The following is a 22659-nucleotide window of genomic DNA, read 5'->3' on the forward strand; positions in this document are numbered from 1 at the left end:
GTTAATCCCTCTTCTCCGAACCATGGCGCACGGGCAGCATGCGTCGGAGAATGTTGTCGCGAAGGACGAAGTGGTGTCGCAGTGCACCGCCGATATGGGCAGTAAGCACGACCACGAAGCCCCAGAAAAAGGTCAGATGCAGGGTGCTCGCTAGCCCCCCCAGTGACTCGCTAGCCGGGGTCAGATTGGGGATCTGGACCAGCCCGAAGACATTGAGCGGGAAATTGGCAGCGGAGTTGATGACGTAGCCCGAGAGCGGCATGAGCAGCATCAGCGCGTACAGCGAGCGATGCCCGGCCTTCGCGAGCCATTTCTCATGACGCGGCAACGTATCCGGCAGCGGCGGCGTGATGTTGATCCAGCGCCAGACCAGTCGCAGCACCACCAGTGCCAGGAGCGTAATGCCCAGGCTCTTGTGCAGCGAGTAGAGCTGGAACTGTGCGGCACCCGCCGGCATGTTCACCATGATCCACCCGAGCACCATCGAGGTGGCGATCCCGGCCGCCATGAGCCAGTGCAGCAGTTGAGCACCGGCGCCCCAGAACGTAGCGGTGTTGCGTACAGCGATCATCAACCCTCAGACCTCGCAGTAGCAGACTCGGTTCAGCGCATGCCCCGGGCCGTCTTGATGGTGTCATAGGCCTTCTGGATATCCTGGGCGCGCTCCTTGGCGATCCGCATCATTTCCTCCGGCAATCCCTTGGCGACGAGCTTGTCGGGGTGGTGCTCGCTCATGAGCTTGCGCCAGGCCTTTTTGACCTCCGCGTCGCTGGCATCCGAAGAGACCCCCAGGGTGTCGTAGGCGTTCTCGAGCTCCGACTCGGTCCCTGACTGGTTGGCGGCCTGTCCGCCCATCATGGTCTCGAGCCGGGCGAAATCCTCCTCCGAGAGACCCAGCCCCAGGGCGATGCGACGCAGCATGTCGCGCTCGGCATCGTCGAACTTACCGTCGGCAAGGGCCGCCTGGATCTGGATCTCGAGGAAGACGCGGACCAGCTGGACATGGCCCCGGCAGTAGCGGCGGAACTCTTCCAGCGTCTGGTCCAGATCGGCCTCGCCGTCACGTCCGGCGCTGAAGTAGCTGATCGCCTCCTCGCGCTGCGTCGGGTTGAGATCCATGCGCGCCATAACCTGGTTGGCGACGCGGATCTCGGCCTCGCTGACCCGCCCGTCGGCCTTGCAGACATGGCCCATGACCACGAACACACTGCGAAAGAAAGCGGCGTGGACCATCTGGCGATGGCCCGATCCCCCGCCGCCGAAGACACCGCCCAGGCCTCCTGCGGCCTTGCGGGCGAGGCCCCGGTCAAAGAAGTTGCCAATGACGAGGCCGATCAGCGCACCGATCCAGCCGCCGGCGAGTCCCCCGAACACGGCGCCGAGGATTTTCCCGATCCAGATATTCATGGCGTAAGGATGCCGTTACCGCCTCCAGACGTCCATGGATGGATGCAAAGAACAGCGCCGCGCTAGTTCGCCTTGTGGATGGCGCGCTTGTCCACGGCGAGCGCCGCCTCGTGCACCGCCTCGGACAGGGTCGGATGGGCATGGATGGTACGCGCCAGATCCTCGGCGCTGGCCTCGTACTCCATCGCAAGCGTGGCCTCGGCGATCAGCTCACTGGCCTGCGGCCCCACCATGTGGACACCCAGGATGCGGTCCGTCTCGGCGTGGGCGATGACCTTGACCATACCGTCGGACTGATCCATGGCCCGCGCCCGTCCCGTGGCACCGAACCCGAACGTCCCGCTGCGATGGGGAATACCCGCGGCCTTGAGCTGCGCCTCGGTGCGTCCCACCCAGGCGATCTCCGGGTCGGTGTAAATCACCCAGGGGATGGTGTCGTAGTTGACGTGGCCGGCATGGCCCGCGATGCGCTCCGCCACCATGACGCCCTCTTCGGAGCCCTTGTGCGCCAGCATGGGGCCGCGTACGACGTCTCCGACGGCATAGACACCGGGGATATTCGTCTCGCACTCGTCATTGACGTGAACGAACCCACGCTCATCGGTCAGCAGGTCGGCGTCATCCGACGCCAGCCCATCGGTATTGGGGCGCCGCCCCACAGACACGACCAGTCGATCGACCTGGAGGGTCTGTTTCCCGTCCTTGTCCTCGTAGTGGACGCTGATGTTCTTGCCATCCCGGGTCTCGGTGACACGGCAGCCCATCCGGATTTCCAGGCCCTGTTTGGCGAACAGCTTCAGCGCCTCGCGGGCGACCTGCTGGTCAACGGGCGTCAGGAAGGAATCCTGCGCCTCGAGCATCACCACCTTGGAGCCGAGGCGGTTCCAGACACTGCCCATCTCCAGACCGATCACACCGGCGCCAATGACACCCAGCCGTTTGGGCACTTCCTGGAACTCCTGCGCCCCGGTGGAGTTGACGATACGGTCACCGGACAGGGGGGCCGCTCCGATCTCGATGGGACGGGAGCCGGTGGCGAGGATCACGCTATCGGCCGTGAGGGTCTTTTCCTTGCCCTTGTGCGGCGTGAATGCGACCTGGCGATCGGCGAGCAGTTTGCCGTGCCCCTGCAGCCACTCGATGTCGTTGGCCTTGAACAGCTGCTTGATGCCGCCGGTCAGATCCGATACCACCTTATCCTTGCGCTTGAGCATCTGCGGGACGTCGAGGCTCGCGCCCTCCACCTTGATGCCGTGCTGGCTCAGCCCGGACTGGACGCGATGGAAGTGCTCGGACGAATCGAGCAGCGCCTTAGAGGGGATACACCCGACGTTCAGGCAGGTGCCGCCGAGGGACGGCTCACCGTCCTTGCGCCGGTACTCGTCGATGACCGCCACCCGCATGCCCAGCTGCGCGCAGCGAATCGCCCCTACATAGCCGGCCGGACCGGCCCCGATAACGATGACGTCGTATGAGTTCGCCATGATGACTCCCGGATTCGTTGGTATCAGACCTCGAGCAGAAGGCGCGCGGGGTCTTCAAGCATGTCCTTGATGGTGACGAGGAACTGGACCGCATCCTTGCCATCGACAATGCGATGATCGTAGGAGTGCGCCAGGTACATCATCGGTCGTACGACCACCTGGCCGTTTTCGGCCACCGGGCGCTCCTGGATCTTGTGCATGCCCATGATCCCGCTCTGCGGCGGATTGAGGATGGGCGTCGAGACCAGCGAACCGAAGATGCCGCCGTTGGTGATGGTGAAGGTCCCGCCGGTGAGTTCCTCGATACCGATCTTGCCGGCCTGCGCGCGCTGGCCGAAGTCGGCAATCGCGATCTCGATCTCGGCGAACGACAGCTGATCCGCGTCACGCAGCACCGGCACCATCAAGCCACGCTCGGTGGAAACGGCGATACCGACATCGTAGTAACCGTGGTAGAGGATGTCATTGCCGTCGATGGAGGCGTTGACATTGGGAAAGCGCTTGAGCGCCTCGACCGCCGCCTTGACGAAGAACGACATGAAACCGAGCTTGGTGTCATGGGTCTTCAGGAAGCTGTCCTTGTGACGGGCGCGAAGATCCATCACCGGCTGCATGTTGACCTCGTTGAAGGTGGTCAGCATGGCGGCGGTCTGCTGCGCCTCGACCAGCCGCTGCGCGATGCGCTGGCGCAGCCGGGTCATCGGCACCCGGCGCTCCTCGCGATCGCCGGTCGGTACAGCGGCGGCCGGTGCGGGCGTCGGCGCGGCGGGGGTGCTGGGCGCCGATGCAGGCTCGGGCTCGGGCGCCGGACCTGACTGCGGGGCCGGGGCCGGGGCCGGTGCCGGGGTCGGCGCGGGCGCCGCCGATGCGTCTCCACCCTGCTGCATGTGGCGCAGCACATCCTCCTTGAGGATACGTCCGTTCCGGCCCGTGGGGGTGATCTGTCGGGCGTCGAGGTCGTTTTCATCGACCAGCGTGCGAACCGCGGGGCTCAGCGACCGCATTTCGCCTTCCCCGGACGCGGCGGGGGCGTCGGCAGGGGCTTCGTTCGCCGGCGCGGGAGTCGACTCGGCCACCGGCTGGGCGGCCGCACCGCCGGCGGCGGCCTCTCCGAGCACCGCGACGACCTCGCCGGCCGTCACCGTCTCGCCCTCGGGCTTGAGGATCTCGCCGAGCACACCGTCTTCGGGAGCCGGTACCTCCAGGACGACCTTGTCGGTTTCCAGGTCGACGAGATTCTCGTCACGCTCGACCGCCTCCCCCGGTTGTTTGTGCCACGTAACGACCGTGGCCTCACTCACCGATTCCGGCAGTGCCGGTACTTTGACTTCGGTGCTCATCGACTCCTCGCTCTTTTTTTATCCGTGAATCTTGCCGAGCGCGTCCGCCACCAGGCGGCGCTGCTGTTCGTAGTGCACCTTGGCATAACCCACCGCCGGTGACGCCAGTGGCTCGCGACCGGCATAGGTGAGTTTCTGCTCGCGGGTGATGCACTGGGTGAGGTGGTGGTAGACCTGGTACCAGGCGCCCTGGTTTTTCGGCTCCTCCTGGCACCAGACCACCGACTTGACCGTCTTGTAACGCCGCTTGAGAAGCGCCGAGAGCTGCGCCTCGGGAAACGGGTAGAGCTGCTCGATGCGGATCAGGGCCACATCGCTGCGCTCCTGACGGCGGCGCTCCTCGAGCAGGTCGTAATAGACCTTGCCGCTGCAGAGCACGACCCGCTGGACATTGCCCGGCCGGACCCCCTCGGTATCATCGATCACCACCCGGAAGTGACCGCCCGAGAGGTCATCGAGCACCGAGGTGGAGAGCTTGTGCCGCAGCAGACTCTTGGGCGTCATTACCACCAGCGGCTTGCGCCAGTGGCGAAGCATCTGTCGACGGATCATGTGGAAGAACTGGGCCGGCGTGGACGGGATGCAGACCTGGATATTCTGCTCGGCGCAGAGCTGCAGAAACCGCTCGATACGCGCCGAGGAGTGCTCGGGCCCCTGACCCTCGTAGCCATGCGGCAGATACAGCGTCAGACCGCAGAGCCGACCCCACTTGGTCTCGCCGGAGGCGATGAACTGATCGATCAGCACCTGCGCGCCGTTGCTGAAGTCGCCGAACTGGGCCTCCCAGATCACCATCGTCTGCGGATCGGCCGTCGCATAACCGTACTCGAAGCCGAGCACGGCCTCCTCGGAGAGCAGCGAGTCGATCACCGTGAAATCGTCGCGGTCCTCGGGGATCGTCTTGAGCGGCGTATGCGTCGACCCGTCCACGGCGTTGTGGAGCACCGAGTTGCGGTGGAAGAACGTGCCCCGCCCGGAGTCCTGTCCGGTCAGGCGCACCGAATGCCCCTGCTCGAGCAGTCCGGCGTAGGCCATGGTCTCGGCGAAACCCCAGTCCATCGCCAGCGCACCCGCCGCCATCTTGCGCCGACTCTCCATGACCGAGGCGACGCGGGGATTGAGCTCGAAGCCCTCCGGGAGCCACTGCAGCTTTTCCTGGAGCGCACGGATCCGATCCACCGACAGGGTGGTGTCCACCGGCTCGTCCCAGGTGGCATCGAAGTAGGGCGACCAGTCCACGGTGAACTCGTTGTCCTGTTCCTCGAGGGCACCGGGCGCCACGACCTCGGCGGCGTCGAGCGCATCGCGGTATTCCCGCTCCATGACCCGCGCGCCATCCTGGTCGATGACGCCTTCCTCGGTGAGCTGGTCGGCGTAGAGCTTGCGTACCGACGGACGCGCCTTGATCTTCCGATACATCATCGGCTGGGTTGCCGACGGCTCGTCCGCCTCGTTATGGCCGTGGCGCCGATAGCAGACGAGATCAATGACCACGTCGGCATGGAATTCGCGCCGGTAGTCCATCGCCAGCTGCGTCACGAACAGCACGGCCTCGGGATCGTCACCGTTCACGTGGAAGATCGGCGCCTGCACCATCTTCGCCACTTCGGTGCAGTAGAACGTCGAGCGGGTGTCCAGCGGGTTGGAGGTGGTAAACCCGATCTGGTTGTTGATCACCAGGTGGACCGTGCCGCCGGTGTAGAAGCCCCGCGCCTGGGAGAGCTGCAGGGTCTCCATGACGACGCCCTGCCCGGCCATGGCCGCATCGCCGTGGATAAGCACCGGCAGCACCGATCGGCCATCCTCGTCGTTATGGCGGTGCATGCGCGCCCGGGCCGACCCCTCGACCACCGGATTGACGATCTCCAGATGCGAGGGGTTGAAGGCGAGCGCGAGGTGCAGCGGACCGCCGGGCGTATCGATGTCCGACGAATAGCCCATGTGATACTTCACGTCGCCGGCGCTGGCGTGTTCGGGCGCGTGGTCGCCCTCGAACTCCGCGAACAGCTCCGTCGGGGACTTGCCCATGATGTTGATGAGCACGTTCAGGCGCCCGCGGTGCGCCATGCCGAGGACCATTTCCTCGACACCGTCACGCCCGCCACGCTGCACGAGCTCGTCGAGGATCGGGATCGTGGCCTCGCCGCCCTCGAGGGAAAACCGCTTCTGGCCGACATACTTGCTGTTGAGGTACTTCTCGATGCCTTCGGCGGCCGTCAGGCGGCTGAGCAATGCCTTTTTCTCGTCGTTACTCAGCTGCGGGCGAGCCAGTGGTTTCTCGAGGCGCTCCTGGATCCAGCGCTTCTGCGCGGTATCGGTGATATGCATGTACTCGGAGCCGATCTTGTCGGCATAGACCCGCTGCACCAGGTCAATGATCTCGCGCAGGGTCAGGCGATCGGGCGCGGCAAGGGAGCCGGTGTTGAACGCGGTATCGAGATCGGCATCGGTCAGGCCGTGGAACGCGGGGTCCAGGTCGGGCACCTGCGGGCGTTCACGCAAGTGCAGCGGGTCGGTATCCGCATGCTGGTGGCCGCGCACCCGGTAGGCATTGATCAGGCGCAGCACCGCCGCCTGCTTCTGCGCGGCCATGGCGTCCATGCCGTCGCTGGCGATCTGCGCACGCCCCCGTCGGCTGCTCCGGCCGATTTCCTCGAAGGCCTCCCGGATGGGTGTGTGCGGGACATCGCGTCCGGATCTCGGATCCAGCGCCTCCAGGTCGCGGAAGTATTCTCGCCAGCGCGGTTCGACCGTGTCGGGATCGTAGAGATATTTCTCGTACAGTGCCTCGATGAAGGTGGCGTTGGCACCGTTGAGGTAGGAGTGACTAAGCGATTGTTCGAAGGTACCACTCATTGGAGTTTACCTGGCATCTGCGGTGGGAAAGCCGTTTTGTGGCGTGAGTTCAAAATAACCCGGAGCCCTATTAAACGCAACGGCAATGGGGAGTTACGACGGCCTGCAGGGCCACTGCATAACGGCACTCTCCGCGACCACCACCAATTCTGACCCCGAGGTCAGCAAAATGCCCGGCGGGACGTCGCTGGCTAGCCGTCGTCCACACTGGACGGAGGGCGATCGCGGGGCGTCGACTCGAACCAGCGGGAGAAGAAGATCCCCAGCTCGAAGAGTAACCACACCGGCACCGCCAGCAGGATCTGCGAAATGATATCCGGCGGCGTCAGCAGCATTCCGATGGTGAAGGCACCGACAATCACGAATGGCCGCTTGGCCGCCAGCGCCTGGCGCGTCGTCGCGCCGCTGCGCACCAGCAGGATGGTGGCGACCGGGACCTCGAAGGAAGCGCCGAAGGCGAAAAACAGCGTCATGATGAAGGACAGGTATTCGCCGATATCCGTCATCATCGCGACCCCGTCCGGCGTCGCCGAGGCAAAGAACTGGAACACCAGCGGGAACACCACGAAATAGGCGAAGGCCATTCCCAGGTAGAAGAGCACGACACTGGAGAGAACCAGCGGCCAGATCAGGCGTTTCTCGTGGCGGTAGAGCCCGGGCGCCACGAACGCCCACAGCTGGTAGAGCAGGAACGGAATACTGAGGAAGAACGAACCGGCGAGGGCGACCTTGAGCGGGATCAGGAACGGCGTCGCCACCTGGGTGGCGATCATCGAAGTGCCCTCGGGCAGGACGGCCATCAGCGGATTCGCGAGCGCGGTATAGAGCGGTTCACGAAACGGATAGACCGCCAGGAACAGGATCAGGACGCAGCCACCCGAGTAGAGCAGACGCGTGCGCAGCTCGAGCAGATGGGTCAGCAGCGGACGATCTTCGTCACTCGGGTTTGAATTGCTTGCCGGATCACTCACCGGGGTTTATCCCCGTCATCTCCGGGCGTCGATGCCTCTGCCTTGTCCGTCGCGTCCGCCGGTTTTTCAACCTGGCCCACCGCATCGGTGACGCTGCGCCTGGCCTCGCTGGCCTCGCGATCGATGGCACGACGGGTCTCCCGAACGCTGTCGACGTTGACCTCGCGCTCCACCTCGTCACGAATCGACTGGAACGACGCCCGCGCCCGTCCGGCCCAGAGCCCCATTGTTCGCATAAGGCGGGGCAGGCGCTCGGGGCCGACGACCACAAGGGCGATCGCCCCGATGATCAGCAGCTCCCAGAAGCTGACATCCAGCATGGACGCGTTCCTCCAGCGCTCAGGTGTTGCCGCCGGACTGATCCTTGTCCTTTACCTGCTCGCGCCGGGCGGTCGAGGACGAAGCACTCGAGGTATCGTCGTCGGCCTCGAGGCCCTCGCGGCTCTCCTCGCCCTCCTGCGCGTCCTTCGCCGCCTTCTCGCCGTCGCTCATGGCGCTCTTGAACCCCTTGAGCGCTCCGCCGAGATCGGTGCCGACGTTACGCAGCTTCTTGGTGCCGAACAGCAGCAGCACAATGACCAGTATCAACAAAAGAGACCAGGGACTGATTCCACCAGGACCCATATCGAATTACCTCCAGCGCGTGCCAGTCGGCACTATTGCCCTTATTTGCCCCGCGCCGCCTTTTCAGCGACCCCCGAGAGCCCGAAGCGGCGCTCAAGCTCGGCAAGCACCGACCCGGAATCGAGCCCGTGGTGCGAGAGCATGACAAGGCTATGGAACCACAGATCCGCGGTTTCAGAAACAATGGCGTCGCACTCGCCGTTCTTCGATGCGACAACCGTCTCCGTGCACTCCTCGCCCAGCTTGCGAAGAATGCGATCGATGCCGCCGGCATGCAGCCCCGCCACGTAGGAGTCCGCCGGATCGGCCTGCCGCCGCTCCGCCAGCACACCGTCGAGCCGCCGAAGTATATCGTTACTCATCGTTCGTTCCCCCATACATCTCCGACGGATTGCGTCGTACGGCGTCGGTCACCTGCCAGCCATCCCCGTCGAGCGTCCGGTAGAAGCAGCTCCGCCGCCCCGTGTGGCAGGCCACATCGCCGGCCTGTTCGACCTGCAGCAACAGGGTGTCACCATCGCAGTCGAGCGCGATATCGCGCACGCGCTGAACGTTGCCGGAAGACTCGCCCTTGTGCCAGGGCCGCTGCCGCGACCGCGACCAGTACACCGCCTCACCGATGTCCCGCGTGGTCTCCAGTGTCCCGCGGCTCATCCAGGCCATCATGAGCACACGACCATCCATCGCATCCTGCGCGATGACGGGGATCAGTCCATCGGCGTTCCACGTGATTTCATCCAGCCAGCCCATTAGCGTACCTCGATACCGGCATCGGCCATGTAGGCCTTCGCCTCGGCAATGGTGTATTCACCGAAATGGAAAATGCTTGCCGCAAGCACGGCATCCGCCTGCCCTTCGATCACCCCGTCGACCAGGTGTTGCAGGTTGCCGACCCCGCCCGAGGCGATCAGTGGCACGCCCGCCTGCTCGGAGATCGTGCGGTTGAGGGCGTTGTCGAAGCCGATGCGCGTACCGTCGCGATCCATGCTGGTCACCAGCAGCTCGCCCGCCCCCGCATCGGCCATGCGCCGGGCCCACTCCACGGCGTCGAGCCCCGTGGGGTGACGGCCACCATGGGTGAATACCTCCCAGCGCGGGTCGGCCTCGGTACCACCGCTGCGCTTGGCGTCCACCGCCACCACGATGCACTGCGAGCCGAACCGGGCCGCGGCGTCGCTGACCAGGGACGGGTCGCGGATCGCGGCGGTATTGATGGAGACCTTGTCGGCCCCGGCATTGAGCATCCGGCGCACATCGGCCACCGAGCGAATACCCCCGCCGACGGTGAGCGGGATGAACACCTCCGAGGCCACCGCCTCGACGGTGTGAACCAGCGTATCGCGCTCCTCGTGGCTGGCGGTGATATCGAGGAACGTCAACTCATCGGCGCCGGCCCGGTCGTAACGGCGGGCGATCTCCACCGGATCACCCGCATCACGGATGTCGACGAACTGGACACCCTTCACCACCCGGCCGGCATTGATATCGAGACAGGGGATAATTCGGCGGGCGACCCCCATACTCAGCGCCCCGCAGCGGATTCGTCGGCGAGCCGCTGGGCCTCGGCCAGATCGATTCGGCCCTCATAGAGCGCCCGGCCGACAATGGCACCACTGATACCGGAGTCGGCGACCCGGCAGAGGGCGCGCACATCGTCGAGGTCCGTGACACCGCCGGAGGCGATCACCGGGATGTCGATGGAGCGGGCAAGATCGGCCGTTGCCTCGACATTGGTCCCGCGCATCATTCCGTCGCGACCGATATCGGTAAAGACAATGGCGTTGACGCCGGCATCCTCGAACCGCCGTGCAAGGTCACTCGCGGCGATATCCGAGACACTCTCCCAGCCATCGGTGGCTACCCGGCCCTCGCGGGCGTCGAGCCCGACCATGATCCGGCCCGGGAACTCGAGGCAGGCCTCGTCGACGAAGGATGGCGTGCGCACGGCCTGGGTGCCGATGATGACGTAGTTCACACCGACGTCGAGGTAAGTCTGGATAACCTCGAAGCTGCGCAGGCCACCCCCGACCTGTACCTCGACATCGGGGTGGGACTCGGCAATCCGGCCGATCAGATCGGCGTTCACGGGAAAGCCCGCCAGCGCCCCATCGAGGTCGACCAGGTGCAGACGCCGCGCACCGGCCTCCACCCAGCCGGCCGCGACAGCGAGCGGGTCATCCGAGAACACCGTCTCGTCCACCATGCGCCCCTGGCGCAGCCGGACGCATTTGCCATTCTTCAGATCAATGGCGGGTATCAGTTGCATGGTTCTCCATCCCAGGCAAGGAAATTCTTGAGCAGCCGCAATCCGGGCGCCTGGCTCTTCTCGGGGTGAAACTGCGTGGCGAAGACGTTGGCGGCACCGATGGCCGCGGCAAACACCGCACCGTAGTCGCTCTCACCCTGGACGATCGACGCGTCCGCCGGTTCGACATAGTAGCTGTGCACGAAATAGAACCGCGTCCCCGGCTCGATACCGGCGAACAACGGGTGGGACCGGGTCTGCGTCAGGCGGTTCCAGCCCATGTGCGGGATCTTCAGCCGCGGATCGTGGGCGGTAAGGACCCGGAAGTGGCGCACTGTCCCGGCGAAGTAACCCAGCGCCTCGACCCCTTCGTTCTCGTCGCTGCGGGTCATCAGCGCCTGCATGCCCATGCAGATCCCGAGAAACGGGCGATCCTGCATCACGCGCCCCAGCACATCGACCAACTCGTAGCGGTGCAGGGCACTCATGCAGTCGCGCACCGCGCCCTGACCCGGAAACACCACCCGATCGGCGGCATCGATGACCGCCGGGTCGTCGGTGACCCGGACCGAAGTTGCACCGACATGGGTAAGCGCCCGTTCCACGGAACGCAGGTTCCCCATGCCGTAGTCGATAACCGCGATCATAGCGCGCCCTTGGTGGAGGGCAGCTCATTGCCGAGTCGCGGATCGGTACTGCAGGCCGTGCGCAGTGCCCGGCCCGCGGCCTTGAACAGGGTCTCAGCGATGTGGTGGGCATTCTCCCCGTACAGGGCGTCCATGTGCAGCGTGACCGCGGCCTGGCTGGCAAACCCCTGCCAGAACTCCCGCACCAGCTCGGTATCGAACTCGCCGATCCGCGCCGTCGGGAAGCTCGCCCGAAAGTAGAGCCCCGGACGCCCGGACAGATCCACCACCACGCGCGAGAGCGCCTCGTCGAGGGGGCAGAAGGCATGCCCGTAGCGAACGAGCCCGCGCTTCTCCCCCAGGGCGGCGGCGAATGCCTGCCCCAGGGCGATACCCACGTCCTCGACCGTGTGATGGGCGTCGATGTGCAAATCACCGGTCGCGGCGACATCCAGATCAAACAGGCCGTGACGGGCGATCTGATCGAGCATGTGATCGAAAAACCCGACGCCCGTGCGACGCGTCCCCGCACCGGACCCATCCAGATCCAGGCTGAGCTGGATCCGGGTCTCGAGCGTGTCCCGCTTGATAGTTGCCTTGCGTTCGCTCATGCCTTGGGTGCCCTGACTGTGACGGCGTGGAGGATATCACGCCACCCGCGTCACTTTGAGTGAGGCGGGGCGCTCAGCCAGAACGTCACCGGGCCGTCATTGCAAAGGCTGACCTGCATGTCGGCGCCGAACCGCCCCGCGGCCACATCGGGGTGACGCTGCCCGGCGGTATCCACCAGTGCACGGAAGGCGCTGGCCGCAGCGTCGGCATCGGCCGCGGCCGAGAAGCCCGGACGGGTGCCCTTGCGGGTATCGGCCACCAGCGTGAACTGCGGCACCAGCAGCATCCCGCCCCCGGTCTGCGACAGGCTTCGGTTCATGAGCCCGGCATCATCGGCGAACACGCGATAGCCCAGCAGCCGCTCGAGCAGGCGCTCACCGCTCGCATTCGTGTCACCGCGCTCGACGCCCACCATCACGAGCAGGCCCGCGCCGATGCCCCCGATGGACTCGCCGCCAACCCGCACCTCGGCATGGCTGACCCGCTGGAGGAGGCCGATCAAGGGCCGTCCAGGCGTTTGAGACGAACCTCGAGCTCGCGCACGATCTGCATGTCCCCCCGCCGACGGGCGGCATCCAGGCCGGCACGAAACGTCTCGGTCGCCGTCGCGCGATCGCCGGCTTTCAACTGCAGGCGCCCCAGCGCCCGCCAGGCGGCGGAGTAGTCGGGATCGAACTCGATTGCCCGGCGCAGGTGTTCCTGGGCGCCCTCGGTATCGCCCTCGCGCGCCAGTGCCTCACCCAGGGTCAGGCGGGGCATCGCCCCGTCCCGGCCGCCGTCGATCATCTTTTTAAGCGCCTCGATATCCATACCCGAGAGGCTAGCAAGCCAGCCGTCAACGCCGCCAGAAGGCCGGTGTAAAAAGCACCAGCAGGGTAAATATCTCCAGCCGCCCCATGAGCATCGCCACGCACATCACCAGCTTGGGTCCATCACCGACGCTGGAGAAATTGGCGGCGACATCCCCCAGCGCCGGACCCAGGTTGGCCAGCCCCGAGGCCACCGCCGAGAACGCCGTCACCTGGTCGAGCCCCATGGCAAGCATGACCAGCAGGAGCAGCACGAACAGCAGCACGTAGGCGGCGAAGAACCCCCAGACGGCATCGATCACACGCTCGTTGACCGGCCGATCACCCACCTTGACCGGGATCTGGGCCTGCGGATGGATCAGCCGCAGGATCTCGCGCCCGCCCTGGCGCCAGAGCAGTAGGATGCGCACCACCTTCAGGCCGCCCGAGGTCGAATTGGCACAGCCACCCACCACCGCCACGAACAGCAGCAACACCGGCAGGAAGGCCGGCCAGACGTAGTACGAGGCGGTGGTGTAGCCGGTCGTCGTGGCGAACGAGACCACCTGGAAGATGGCGTGATGCCAGGTCTCGTCCAGCAGCAGGCTGTGCGCCGCCTGGTAGATCAGCAGCCCGCCGAGCACCAGCACGGTCACGACGGCGAGCACCGTGAGGAAGGTCACCAGCTCGGGGTCACTGCGCCAGGGTTCGGTACTGCGACGTCGCCAGGCCATGAAATGCAGCGAGTAATTGAGTGCCGAGATGATCATGAACACCACCGCGATCATCTCGATCAGCGCACTGTCGAAATAACCGATGCTCGCGTCGTGAGTGGAAAAACCGCCGGTGGCGATGGTGGTAAAGGCGTGCATGACGGCATCGAAGGCACCCATGCCGGCGGCCCAGTAGGCCAGCGCGCAGGTCACCGTCAGCCCCAGGTAGATGTACCAGAGCGCCTTCGCCGTCTCGGCGATGCGCGGCGTGAGCTTCGCGTCCTTCACCGGTCCGGGCAATTCGGCCCGGTAGAGCTGCATGCCACCAATGCCGAGCATGGGCAGGATCGCCACCGCGAGCACGATGATGCCCATACCGCCCAGCCACTGGAGCTGCTGGCGGTAGTACTGGATCGACAGCGGCAGCTGATCAATACCGGTCAGGGCCGTGGCGCCGGTGGTGGTCAGACCGGAGACACTCTCGAACAGGGCATCGACGAACCCGAGCGGCACCGCGCCCTGGAGCACCAGCGGCAGCGAGCCGGCGGCACCGAGCACGACCCAGAACATCGCCACCACGAAAAAGCCGTCCCGGATGCGCAGCTCGCGGCGTGACTGGCGGACCGGCAGCCACAGCAATCCCCCCAGGACCACCAGCAGCGCGAATGTCAGGAGAAACGCCGCGGCCACGCCATCGGCGGCGACCACCGCCACCAGTGCCGGCGGTATCATGGTCACGCTGAAGACCATCAGCAGGACTCCCAGCACGCGCTGGACGGCATCGGGATGCATAGGGGCTCCCTAGAGGAAGGTAACGCCGACCGAGAAGAGCTTCTCCACGTCGCTCAGGCGGCTCTTGTCGACCAGGAACAGAATAACGTGGTCCTCGGGCTCGATGACCGTGTTGTGATGGGCCATGACCACCTCCTCGCCGCGGACGATCGCGCCAATGGTCGTCCCCCGGGGCAGACGGATCTGATCGATACGCCGGCCGACGATCTCGGAGCTGCCGGAATCGCCATGGGCGATGGCCTCGATGGCCTCGGCGGCACCGCGGCGCAGACTGTGCACCGTGGCCACGTCGCCCCGGCGGATATGCGCCAGAAGGCTGCCGATCGTTGCCTGCTGCGGGGATATCGCGACATCGATATCGTCGCTCGACTGAATCAGGTCGACGTAGGCGGCGCGGTTGATGAGCGCCATGACCGTCCGCGCACCCCGGCGCTTGGCGAGCATGGCCGAGAGGATGTTCGCCTCGTCGTCATTGGTCAGCGCACAGAACACATCGGTGTTCTCGATGTTCTCCTCGAGCAGCAGATCCTCGTCGGCGGCATCGCCACGCAGCACGATGGTCTTCTTGAGCTCATCGGCGATCGCGCGGCAGCGCTGCGGATCCTGCTCGATGATCTTCACCTGGTAATTCATTTCCAGCGACTTGGCGAGACGCATGCCGATGTTGCCGCCGCCCGCGAGCATGATGCGCCGGACCGGCTTGTCGAGGCGGCGCAGCTCGCTCATGACCGCACGGATATTCTTGCGCGCGGCGACGAAGAAGACCTCGTCGCCGGCCTCGATCACCGTCTCGCCCTCGGGAATGATCGCGCTGCCACGGCGATAGATGGCGGCAACGCGGGTCTGAACCCCCGGGACGTGCTCCCGCAGGGTACGGAGCTCCTGGCCCACCAGCGGACCGCCGTAGTAGGCGCGCACCCCCACCAGCCGGACCTTGCCATCGGCGAAGTCCATGACCTGCACCGCCCCCGGGTGCTCGATCAGCCGCCGCACGTACTGGGTGACGAGCTGCTCCGGACTGATCAGGACATCGATGGGCAGCGCACCGGGACCGAAGATCTGCGGGTGCGAGAGGTATTCGACTGCCCGTACCCGGGCGATCTTGCTCGGGGTCCGGAACAGGGTGGCCGATATCTGGCAGGCCACCATGTTGGCCTCGTCGGAGTCGGTGACGGCAATAACCATGTCGGCATCATCGGCGCCGGCCCGCTCCAGCACCTCGGGGTAGGTGGCATTGCCCACCACCGTGCGCAGATCGAGGCGATCCTGGAGGGCCTGCAGGATCTGCGGCTCTCGATCGATCACCGTGATGTCGTTGTCTTCGCTGGTCAGGTTGGCCGCCACCGTGCCGCCGACCTGGCCGGCCCCCAGGATAATGATCTTCATGGCCGACCTCCGCCGGTTTCACCGCTATCACGCGGATCGATACCCAGCGCGCGCAGCTTTCGGTAGAGATGCGTGCGCTCCATGCCGGCGAGTCGCGCCAGCTGCGCAACACTGCCGTCCGCGCGTTGCAGTTGTCTTTGCAGGTAGGTCCGCTCGAAATGCTCGCGGGCCTCGCGCAACGGCAGGTCCAGCGCCTGCGGCCAGTCACCGGCGAGGCGATCCGGCGGACGATGGGCGAGCGCCTCTTCGACTTCGTCCACCTCGATATCGATGCCATCGCCCAGCACCAGCAGACGCCGGACCAGGTTGTGCAGTTCGTGCACGTTGCCATGCCAGTGATGGTTGCGCAGCCGGTTCTGGGCCGCCACGGTAAAACGCCGGTAGCCGAGCTGTTCGGCCTCGACCAGGCGGTCGACGTGAAAGGCCACCAGCTCGGGGATATCCTCGACATGCTCGCGCAGCGGCGGAACCGTCAGCGGGATGCCACTGAGGGCGTAGGCAAGATCCTGCCGGAAACGGCCCGCCCGGGCCTCGGCGACCAGGTCGTAGCGCGTCACCGCGATCATGCGCACATCGACACCCGCCTCGATCGCCGAGGCAAGCCGCGCCTGCGCCTCGGCGTCCAGATCCGCCGCGCCGTCGAGGATGAGCGTTCCGCCGGCAGCCGCCTCCAGCCGACCCGAGACCACCCGCCCGTCCTGCTCCTGACCGAAGAGCTCGACCAGCGGACCGGCGCGGCGTCCGCTCAGACCATGGATGTATCGTGCGAGGCACTTTCGGCCGCTACCCGGCTCGCCGTTGATCAGCACCCAGCTGTCAGTGGCGGCGAGGCGTTCGGCCTGCTCGCGCAGACCGCGCATCGCCGCACTGCGGCCCACCGGTTCAATCACCGATGCCGGTGCCGCCGCCGGCGCGGTGGCCGGGGCCGTCAGCGCCTGCTCCACCGTCGCCAGCAGCTTGCCCATGGACAACGGCTTCTCGACGAAGTCGAGCGCGCCATGGCGGGTCGCCTCCACCGCCGTTTCCACCGTGCCGTGACCGGAGATCATGACCACCGGGAAGGGGCAGGTCCCGCCCTGTGCCCACTCCTTTAGCAGCGAAATGCCATCGTCGCCGGGCATCCAGATATCCAGCAGCACCAGACCCGGCGGGCGTTCCTGCAGCAGCGCCCGGGCCGCGCTGGCGCTCTCGGCGGTCGCTACCTCGTAACCCTCGTCCTCGAGGATCTCGCGCACCAGCTCGCGGATATCGGGCTCATCATCAACAACCAGCACATAGGCCTTCGTCATCAAGCGTTCTCCCATCGGGCGTTGCCAGCAACAACACCGGGCAGCCGCACCGAGATACGGGCGCCACCATCGGTATTCCGGGCAGTGATCGTGCCATTGTGCTCCTCGACGATCTTTTTAACGATCGCGAGCCCCAGCCCCGAACCCCGAGGCTTGGTACTGACGTAGGGCTCGAAGAGCTGATCGAGCATGGTATCGGCGAATCCCGGTCCATTATCCTGAACGTCGAGTTCGACACCATGCGCGTGGCGCCCACTGCCCCGACGGGTAGACACGATGATGCGGCAGTTGCCGGCATCGTCCGCCTCGAGCGCATTCCGGATAAGATTGTTGAGCAGCTGGCGCAGACGCCCCGGATCGGCCTGCAGCCCGGGTAGCCCGTCATCCAGATCGACATCGATGAAGGCCTCGGCGGACTGCCCGCGATAGAGGTCGACCACCTCCTGCACCAGGGCGTTGAAGTCCACGGTCCGCGGCCGCAGCACCGGGGGCCGGGCGTATTCGGAAAACGCCTGCACCATCTCCTTCATCGCTTCCACCTGGTGGATGATGGTCTCGGTGGAGCGCTGCAGAAGCGCCGCCTCATCGCCACTGAGGCGATGGGCGACCTTGTGCTGCAAGCGTTCGGCGGAGAGCTGGATGGGGGTCAGGGGGTTGCGAATCTCGTGGGCCAGCCGGCGCGCCACCTCGCCCCAGGCGGCATCGCGCTGGGCCTGGATGAGCGTGGTGACGTCGTCGAACACGATCACTTCGCCGCCCTCGTCGCCCTCGCCCGGCAACATCGCGCCGCTGCAGATCAATGACCGCCGGCCCTCGGGCGTATCCAGGCTGAGCTCGGCTCGCCACTCGGCGTCGGAGGCCCGACGGTGGGCATCGACATGATCGACGAACGGGCCGAGATCCGGAAAGCGCTCGACCAGTGCCGAGAGCGGCTGACCCACGCCCTCGTCCAGCGGCAGCGACAGGATGTCCATCGCCGCCTGGTTGCAGGTGCGCAGCGTGCCATCGGGTGAGAGTGCCAGCACCCCCGAGGACAACCGGCCCAGCACCGTCTCCAGATAGGTCCGCTGTGATTCCACCAGCGCCTGGCTCTGCCGGGCCGCATCGCGGACATTGGCCACCCGTCGGCTCATGTCATTGAACGAGCGCACCAGGAAGCCGAGCTCGTCGTTACCGGCTGGCGGCAGCTGGGTGCCGTACTCGCCCGCCGCCATTGCGCGGGTACCCTCGGCCAGCCGGCTGACCGGGGCGACCAGCCGACGGGCCAGGTAGAACGCGGACCAGACCGCGAACAGCAGCGACAACAGCAGCACCAGCGACAGGGTCAGGCTGAAGCTGTCCTTCAGCGGCCCGCGCAGATAGGCGAGCTCGCGGTATTCACTGAAGGCCGTCTCCACCTCTGCCGCCAGGTCATTGATCCGAGGCGATACCTGGAAAAGCCCCTGCAGAATCCGTGTCTCGCCGGGGCCTTCCGGCCCGGGGGCCGGCACCAGTGCACGGATGTGCAACCCGGCGTTCTCGATCGGGTCGAGTCCGACGTAGGGCCGACCCTGGCGCAGCTGCAGGAGGATGCTCTCCTCGGGTCGATGGGGAAGAATACTGTCGGTATCGACGCTGCTCGCTGCGATGATGCGGCCGTTCTCACCGATCAGCGTGAGTTCGGAGGCGCGGGTGCGCCCGCGAAGGTCACCGAGCGCGACCGGTGCCATGGCCGAGCTCACATCGGCCAGCTCCTGCGCGGCCTCCTCGAGCCGCTGCTGCATGTCGCGCATGCGCTGATCCAGCGAGGCCTGGGAAAGGGTCAGGGCATCCTCAAGGGCATTCTCGATGCGCACATCGAACCAGCTGTCCACGCCCCGCTGCAGGAACTGCATCGAGAACCCGTACACCACCAGCCCGGGGACAACCGCCAGCACCACGAACAGCGCCATCAGCCGCAGCGTCAGCCGACTGCCGGTCTCCCGCGCCCGAAACGAGCGCACCAGCCGCTGCAGGTTGTTGATAATCAGCCCTAGAAGCACGACCAGGACCACGCCGTTGATCAGCAGCAGCCAGAGGTAGAGCTGGCCGAAGCGTGCCGAATTCTCGGTGGCCGCACTGAGCAGATAGAGTGATGCCACCAGCAGCACGCTGAGCAGGATACGAATGATGGCCTGACGCGGCAGCCGGGTCACGGACGCACCTCGAGCGTCTGCGTGCCACTGCGCAGCTGCCAGTCGGTATCGGTCCAGGCAACGGTCCGGAGCAGCCGCGGCAGGGCATCGACGTCCAGCCGGGTCTCGAGGTTGAGCCGGTAGTCGCGTTCCGGCTCGAGACGGTCACGCCTGATCACGGGCCATGCCTCGACCTCTCCGAGTTGCATCAGCAACGCATCGAGGGAGCGAAAGCTGCGGCTGTCACCACTCGCGAGGCGATTCAGCACATAGCGGCGACTGATGGCGTGGTAGGCCAGCCGGTAGCGCCGATGCTGATCGACCACCTGAACGTCGCGCCACCACCAGCGCGGTTGCTCGAGCACCAGGCGCTGAACGATGACCAGATCGACACCACTCTCGAGCGCCTCGATCGCCGTGCCGCTCAGCGAGTAGTCGATACGGGCATCCGCCACGAGCAGCCGATCGTCGAATCGACTCTCGAACGTGGCAATGCCGAACTCGGCCGCGTCGACGGCCGCGCTGACCGCCGCGAGCCAGAACACCGCGACCAGTGTCGCGGTGCGGCGCCTAGCGCTTTTCCAGGCAGGCATAGTAAAAGCCATCGACACCCGCCTCACCGGTCAGGATCTGCTGTCCGTAACCCGTCGATTGCCCCACCGACAGGCCCGGCGGTATTGCGCGCACATCATCGGCATGATCGCCGACGAAAGCCGCGACGACCGACTCGTTTTCGGCACGAATGATCGAGCAGGTGCAGTACACCAGCCGGCCACCCACCGCGAGCAACGGCCAGAGCGCCTCCAGCAGGCGACGCTGCTCATCGGCGAGGCGTGCGATATCGGCGTCGCGCCGCAGCCACTTGATATCCGGATGACGACGGATAACCCCGGTCCCGGAGCAGGGGGCGTCGATCAAAATGCGATCGAATGGCCGACCATCCCACCACTGATCCGCAAGCGTGGCATCCGCCGCCCGGCACTCGCCCTCGAGGCCCAGCCGATCCAGGGTTTCGGACACCCGCTGCAACCGCGCGGCGTCACTGTCGAGTGCCAGCAACGAAGGCCGTGAGCGCTCCAGCAAGTGCGCCGACTTGCCCCCGGGGGCGGCACAGGCGTCGAGCACCCGGTGGTGGTCCGCCGCGTCGAGCAGGGGCGCCGCCAGCTGGGCAACGGCGTCCTGGACCGAGCAGTCGCCCGCGTCAAACCCCGGCAACGCCTCCACGTTCACCGGGGTCTGCAACACCAGCGCGGCGTCGAATCCGGGCAGCGGCGCGGCGGCGATGCCCGCCGCCGCGAGTCGGTGCTGGTAGTCCGTCAACGAGACACGTCGCTGATTGACCCGAAGGGTCATCGGCGCACGGTCGTTCTGGGCCGCCAGCAGCTCCGGCCACTGCGCCGGCCAGTCGGCCCGCAGCCGATTGAGCAGCCAGTCCGGGACGGAGTCCCGTTGAGCGGGATCCGCATCCACCGCCGCCAGGCAGCCATCGCCATCGCGCTGAAAACGTCGCAGAACGGCATTGATCAGCTTCGCGGCCCAGGGCTTGCCACGCTGGCGCGCGACGGCGACCGTTTCCGAGACCGCTGCGTGGGCGGGCACATCCATCGCCACCAACTGGAAGAACCCGATCTCCAGCAGCAACGCCATATCCTGGTCGCGGTCGCGCAGGCGGGTGCGCAGAAAGCGGTCACGAATCGCCCCGAGCCGCCGATGATGGCGCAATACCCCGTAGGCAATCGCCCGGCACAGACCGACATCGCGGCCGTCAGCGTCCATCGGCGCATGCTCGGCGAGGGCGCGATCCAGCGATCGGCCACGGCCGAGCACGGCCAGCAGCACCTCGACCGCGGCCGCGCGGGGATCAGTGGAGGATTTCGCCGGCATACACGGGGTGTCCACGGAGGAAATCGGCGACCGGCTGGGCACGCCCGCCGGGCGCCTGAACGCGTTGCAATCGAAGCAGCCCGTCACCGGTCTGCACGTCAATGCCATGATCACCCACCGCAACCACGGTCCCCGGCGCCGCGGAGGCCGCGCCGTCCGAAACGGTCCCGGCCTGCCAGACCTTGAGGCGCTCCTCACCGCGCTGACAGCGAACGACCGGCCAGGGGTCGAAGGCGCGGATCCGGCGTTCGATCTCCACGGCCGAGCGCTGCCAGTCGATGCGGGCCTCGTCGGCACTGATTTTGCCGGCGTGGGTCATGCCGGTGGAGGCCTGCGGGGTTGCCGGACACTCCCCGGCCAGCCAGTCACCGAGCGTGTCGACAAGCAGCCCGGCGCCGAGCCCGGCGAGGCGGTCATGGATCGTGGCACCGGTATCCTCGGATCCGATCGGGGTGGAACGGACGGCGACCACCGGGCCGGTGTCGAGCCCCGGTTCCATCTCCATCAGGCAGACGCCGGTTTCGGTGTCACCGGCCTCGATCGCCCGCTGGATCGGCGCCGCGCCCCGCCATCGGGGCAGCAGCGAGGCATGGAGGTTCAGGCACCCCCGAGCCGGAATCGCCAGCACCGCCCGCGGGAGAATCAGTCCATACGCCGCGACCACCATGACATCGGGGTGATAGGCCGCGAGTCGCTCCTGCGCCGCAGCCTCGCCGAGCCGCTCGGGCTGTTCGACGGTCAACCCGTGATGCCGGGCCGCGGCTTTCACCGCCGAGGGGCGCGGCTGGCGGCCTCGTCCCGCCGGACGATCGGGCTGCGTATAGACGGCGACGACGGTGTAACCCGCCGCCATCAATGCGTCGAGGGCCGGCACCGCGAATGCCGGCGTGCCGGCATAGACGACCCGCGGCGATGCGGCACCGCCCGCCGCGATCAGACCGACCCCGTCCGGGCGGACTGATCGCCACGCTGCCGCGCCGCCTTTTCATAGCGCCGGCGCAACCGCTTGCGCTTGAGCTCGGAGAGGTGATCGATGAACAAACGCCCGTCTATGTGATCGATCTCATGCTGGAGACAGCGCGCCATCATGCCCTCGGCCTCGATCTCGAACTCTGCACCGTCAAGATCCAGGGCACGGACGGTCACGGCATCCACCCGCTCGACATTGTCGGTATACCCCGCAATGGACAGACAGCCCTCCTCGGCGATGTCCCGCGTCTCACCGCGCTGGACGATCTCGGGGTTGATGAACACCATGGGGTCGTTGCCTTCCTCACTGACGTCGACGACGACAACGCGCTCGTGGACATCGATCTGCGTGGCCGCCAGGCCGATTCCCGGCGCGTCGTACATAGTCTCGAACATGTCGTCGACAAGCGCACGAATCCGGTCGTCGATGCCCTCGACCGGCCTGGCCCGCCGGCGGAGCCTTTCATCGGGGTACTGGAGGATTTCGCGTATCGCCATGAGACTATCCGTTAAAAGCGGT

24 protein-coding genes are annotated in these 22659 nt (G+C 66.2%); all 24 read right to left on the reverse strand.

The genetic code is table 11. The features are described 5' to 3' along the window. Nucleotide 1: 1 nt before the first annotated feature. Complete coding sequence (locus EV698_RS08680) at nt 2-571, reverse strand: cytochrome b (RefSeq protein ID WP_130503681.1); 570 nt, start codon at nt 569-571, stop codon at nt 2-4. Between the two features lie 32 nt (nt 572-603). Continuing rightward, entirely contained in the window at nt 604-1407 is an 804-nt protein-coding gene (gene djlA, locus EV698_RS08685) for a co-chaperone DjlA (protein WP_130503682.1), read from the reverse strand. 62 nt (nt 1408-1469) lie between these two features. Beyond that, the gene (gene lpdA / locus EV698_RS08690; RefSeq protein ID WP_130503683.1) at nt 1470-2891 is read right to left on the reverse strand and encodes a dihydrolipoyl dehydrogenase; all 1422 of its coding nucleotides are present in this window, start codon (nt 2889-2891) and stop codon (nt 1470-1472) included. A 23-nt stretch (nt 2892-2914) separates the two neighbouring features. After that, on the reverse strand, nt 2915-4231 hold the full coding sequence (gene odhB / locus EV698_RS08695) for a 2-oxoglutarate dehydrogenase complex dihydrolipoyllysine-residue succinyltransferase (RefSeq protein ID WP_130503684.1): 1317 nt from the start codon (nt 4229-4231) through the stop codon (nt 2915-2917). A gap of 18 nt (nt 4232-4249) precedes the next feature. Beyond that, entirely contained in the window at nt 4250-7087 is a 2838-nt protein-coding gene (locus tag EV698_RS08700) for a 2-oxoglutarate dehydrogenase E1 component (RefSeq protein WP_130503685.1), read from the reverse strand. A 191-nt stretch (nt 7088-7278) separates the two neighbouring features. Further along, nucleotides 7279-8058 (reverse strand): twin-arginine translocase subunit TatC, encoded by a 780-nt coding sequence (tatC, locus tag EV698_RS08705; protein ID WP_130503686.1) that lies wholly within the window; start codon nt 8056-8058, stop codon nt 7279-7281. Next, nucleotides 8055-8378 carry a Sec-independent protein translocase protein TatB gene (gene tatB, locus EV698_RS08710; protein WP_130503687.1) on the reverse strand — a complete coding sequence of 108 codons (324 nt, stop codon included), beginning with the start codon at nt 8376-8378 and terminating at the stop codon, nt 8055-8057. The genes tatC and tatB overlap by 4 nt, the downstream gene beginning before the upstream one ends. A 19-nt stretch (nt 8379-8397) precedes the next feature. Beyond that, nucleotides 8398-8682 (reverse strand): twin-arginine translocase TatA/TatE family subunit, encoded by a 285-nt coding sequence (gene tatA / locus EV698_RS10420; protein ID WP_130503688.1) that lies wholly within the window; start codon nt 8680-8682, stop codon nt 8398-8400. A 41-nt stretch (nt 8683-8723) separates the two neighbouring features. Beyond that, entirely contained in the window at nt 8724-9044 is a 321-nt protein-coding gene (locus EV698_RS08720) for a phosphoribosyl-ATP diphosphatase (RefSeq protein ID WP_130503689.1), read from the reverse strand. Continuing rightward, nucleotides 9037-9432 (reverse strand): phosphoribosyl-AMP cyclohydrolase, encoded by a 396-nt coding sequence (hisI, locus tag EV698_RS08725; protein ID WP_130503690.1) that lies wholly within the window; start codon nt 9430-9432, stop codon nt 9037-9039. The genes EV698_RS08720 and hisI overlap by 8 nt, the downstream gene beginning before the upstream one ends. Then, nucleotides 9432-10202 carry an imidazole glycerol phosphate synthase subunit HisF gene (gene hisF, locus EV698_RS08730; RefSeq protein WP_130503691.1) on the reverse strand — a complete coding sequence of 257 codons (771 nt, stop codon included), beginning with the start codon at nt 10200-10202 and terminating at the stop codon, nt 9432-9434. The genes hisI and hisF overlap by 1 nt, the downstream gene beginning before the upstream one ends. A gap of 2 nt (nt 10203-10204) precedes the next feature. Further along, a complete protein-coding gene (hisA, locus tag EV698_RS08735) occupies nt 10205-10948 on the reverse strand; it encodes a 1-(5-phosphoribosyl)-5-[(5-phosphoribosylamino)methylideneamino]imidazole-4-carboxamide isomerase (protein WP_130503692.1) in 744 nt (247 codons plus the stop codon). Beyond that, entirely contained in the window at nt 10939-11574 is a 636-nt protein-coding gene (gene hisH / locus EV698_RS08740) for an imidazole glycerol phosphate synthase subunit HisH (protein ID WP_130503693.1), read from the reverse strand. The genes hisA and hisH overlap by 10 nt, the downstream gene beginning before the upstream one ends. Next, the gene (gene hisB, locus EV698_RS08745; RefSeq protein ID WP_130503694.1) at nt 11571-12164 is read right to left on the reverse strand and encodes an imidazoleglycerol-phosphate dehydratase HisB; all 594 of its coding nucleotides are present in this window, start codon (nt 12162-12164) and stop codon (nt 11571-11573) included. Before hisB ends, hisH begins: the two co-directional genes overlap by 4 nt. 50 nt (nt 12165-12214) lie before the next feature. Beyond that, nucleotides 12215-12667 carry a D-aminoacyl-tRNA deacylase gene (dtd, locus tag EV698_RS08750; protein WP_130503695.1) on the reverse strand — a complete coding sequence of 151 codons (453 nt, stop codon included), beginning with the start codon at nt 12665-12667 and terminating at the stop codon, nt 12215-12217. Beyond that, complete coding sequence (locus EV698_RS08755; protein WP_239016246.1) at nt 12664-12951, reverse strand: tetratricopeptide repeat protein; 288 nt, start codon at nt 12949-12951, stop codon at nt 12664-12666. Before EV698_RS08755 ends, dtd begins: the two co-directional genes overlap by 4 nt. 49 nt (nt 12952-13000) lie before the next feature. Then, nucleotides 13001-14458 carry a TrkH family potassium uptake protein gene (locus tag EV698_RS08760; RefSeq protein WP_130503697.1) on the reverse strand — a complete coding sequence of 486 codons (1458 nt, stop codon included), beginning with the start codon at nt 14456-14458 and terminating at the stop codon, nt 13001-13003. 9 nt (nt 14459-14467) lie between these two features. Then, on the reverse strand, nt 14468-15844 hold the full coding sequence (gene trkA, locus EV698_RS08765) for a Trk system potassium transporter TrkA (RefSeq protein ID WP_130503698.1): 1377 nt from the start codon (nt 15842-15844) through the stop codon (nt 14468-14470). Beyond that, a complete protein-coding gene (locus EV698_RS08770; RefSeq protein ID WP_130503699.1) occupies nt 15841-17133 on the reverse strand; it encodes a sigma-54-dependent transcriptional regulator in 1293 nt (430 codons plus the stop codon). The genes trkA and EV698_RS08770 overlap by 4 nt, the downstream gene beginning before the upstream one ends. Continuing rightward, nucleotides 17133-19307, reverse strand: a complete 2175-nt coding sequence (locus EV698_RS08775) for a sensor histidine kinase (protein WP_130503700.1) — start codon at nt 19305-19307, stop codon at nt 17133-17135. Before EV698_RS08775 ends, EV698_RS08770 begins: the two co-directional genes overlap by 1 nt. Beyond that, complete coding sequence (locus EV698_RS08780) at nt 19304-19891, reverse strand: DUF4390 domain-containing protein (RefSeq protein ID WP_130503701.1); 588 nt, start codon at nt 19889-19891, stop codon at nt 19304-19306. The genes EV698_RS08775 and EV698_RS08780 overlap by 4 nt, the downstream gene beginning before the upstream one ends. Continuing rightward, entirely contained in the window at nt 19857-21170 is a 1314-nt protein-coding gene (gene rsmB / locus EV698_RS08785; RefSeq protein WP_130503702.1) for a 16S rRNA (cytosine(967)-C(5))-methyltransferase RsmB, read from the reverse strand. Before rsmB ends, EV698_RS08780 begins: the two co-directional genes overlap by 35 nt. Beyond that, nucleotides 21148-22104 (reverse strand): methionyl-tRNA formyltransferase, encoded by a 957-nt coding sequence (gene fmt, locus EV698_RS08790; protein ID WP_130503703.1) that lies wholly within the window; start codon nt 22102-22104, stop codon nt 21148-21150. The genes rsmB and fmt overlap by 23 nt, the downstream gene beginning before the upstream one ends. Then, the gene (gene def, locus EV698_RS08795) at nt 22104-22637 is read right to left on the reverse strand and encodes a peptide deformylase (RefSeq protein ID WP_130503704.1); all 534 of its coding nucleotides are present in this window, start codon (nt 22635-22637) and stop codon (nt 22104-22106) included. The genes fmt and def overlap by 1 nt, the downstream gene beginning before the upstream one ends. Between the last annotated feature and the right edge of the window lie 22 nt (nt 22638-22659).

The sequence above is a fragment of the Spiribacter vilamensis genome, from assembly GCF_004217415.1.
GTDB classification, from domain to species: Bacteria; Pseudomonadota; Gammaproteobacteria; order Nitrococcales; family Nitrococcaceae; genus Spiribacter; species Spiribacter vilamensis.

What these genes read in the sequence shown, in the direction of transcription:
- EV698_RS08780 (WP_130503701.1), bottom strand. Translation starts at nt 19,891, where the DNA reads ATGGCTTTTACTATGCCTGCCTGGAAAAGCGCTAGGCGCCGCACCGCG.
- EV698_RS08700 (WP_130503685.1), bottom strand. Translation starts at nt 7,087, where the DNA reads ATGAGTGGTACCTTCGAACAATCGCTTAGTCACTCCTACCTCAACGGT.
- EV698_RS08680 (WP_130503681.1), bottom strand. Translation starts at nt 571, where the DNA reads ATGATCGCTGTACGCAACACCGCTACGTTCTGGGGCGCCGGTGCTCAA.
- EV698_RS08760 (WP_130503697.1), bottom strand. Translation starts at nt 14,458, where the DNA reads ATGCATCCCGATGCCGTCCAGCGCGTGCTGGGAGTCCTGCTGATGGTC.
- odhB (WP_130503684.1), bottom strand. Translation starts at nt 4,231, where the DNA reads ATGAGCACCGAAGTCAAAGTACCGGCACTGCCGGAATCGGTGAGTGAG.
- EV698_RS08755 (WP_239016246.1), bottom strand. Translation starts at nt 12,951, where the DNA reads ATGATCGACGGCGGCCGGGACGGGGCGATGCCCCGCCTGACCCTGGGT.
- hisF (WP_130503691.1), bottom strand. Translation starts at nt 10,202, where the DNA reads ATGGGGGTCGCCCGCCGAATTATCCCCTGTCTCGATATCAATGCCGGC.
- lpdA (WP_130503683.1), bottom strand. Translation starts at nt 2,891, where the DNA reads ATGGCGAACTCATACGACGTCATCGTTATCGGGGCCGGTCCGGCCGGC.
- EV698_RS08720 (WP_130503689.1), bottom strand. Translation starts at nt 9,044, where the DNA reads ATGAGTAACGATATACTTCGGCGGCTCGACGGTGTGCTGGCGGAGCGG.
- tatB (WP_130503687.1), bottom strand. Translation starts at nt 8,378, where the DNA reads ATGCTGGATGTCAGCTTCTGGGAGCTGCTGATCATCGGGGCGATCGCC.
- hisB (WP_130503694.1), bottom strand. Translation starts at nt 12,164, where the DNA reads ATGAGCGAACGCAAGGCAACTATCAAGCGGGACACGCTCGAGACCCGG.
- def (WP_130503704.1), bottom strand. Translation starts at nt 22,637, where the DNA reads ATGGCGATACGCGAAATCCTCCAGTACCCCGATGAAAGGCTCCGCCGG.
- hisI (WP_130503690.1), bottom strand. Translation starts at nt 9,432, where the DNA reads ATGGGCTGGCTGGATGAAATCACGTGGAACGCCGATGGACTGATCCCC.
- rsmB (WP_130503702.1), bottom strand. Translation starts at nt 21,170, where the DNA reads ATGCCGGCGAAATCCTCCACTGATCCCCGCGCGGCCGCGGTCGAGGTG.
- trkA (WP_130503698.1), bottom strand. Translation starts at nt 15,844, where the DNA reads ATGAAGATCATTATCCTGGGGGCCGGCCAGGTCGGCGGCACGGTGGCG.
- hisH (WP_130503693.1), bottom strand. Translation starts at nt 11,574, where the DNA reads ATGATCGCGGTTATCGACTACGGCATGGGGAACCTGCGTTCCGTGGAA.
- EV698_RS08770 (WP_130503699.1), bottom strand. Translation starts at nt 17,133, where the DNA reads ATGACGAAGGCCTATGTGCTGGTTGTTGATGATGAGCCCGATATCCGC.
- tatA (WP_130503688.1), bottom strand. Translation starts at nt 8,682, where the DNA reads ATGGGTCCTGGTGGAATCAGTCCCTGGTCTCTTTTGTTGATACTGGTC.
- djlA (WP_130503682.1), bottom strand. Translation starts at nt 1,407, where the DNA reads ATGAATATCTGGATCGGGAAAATCCTCGGCGCCGTGTTCGGGGGACTC.
- hisA (WP_130503692.1), bottom strand. Translation starts at nt 10,948, where the DNA reads ATGCAACTGATACCCGCCATTGATCTGAAGAATGGCAAATGCGTCCGG.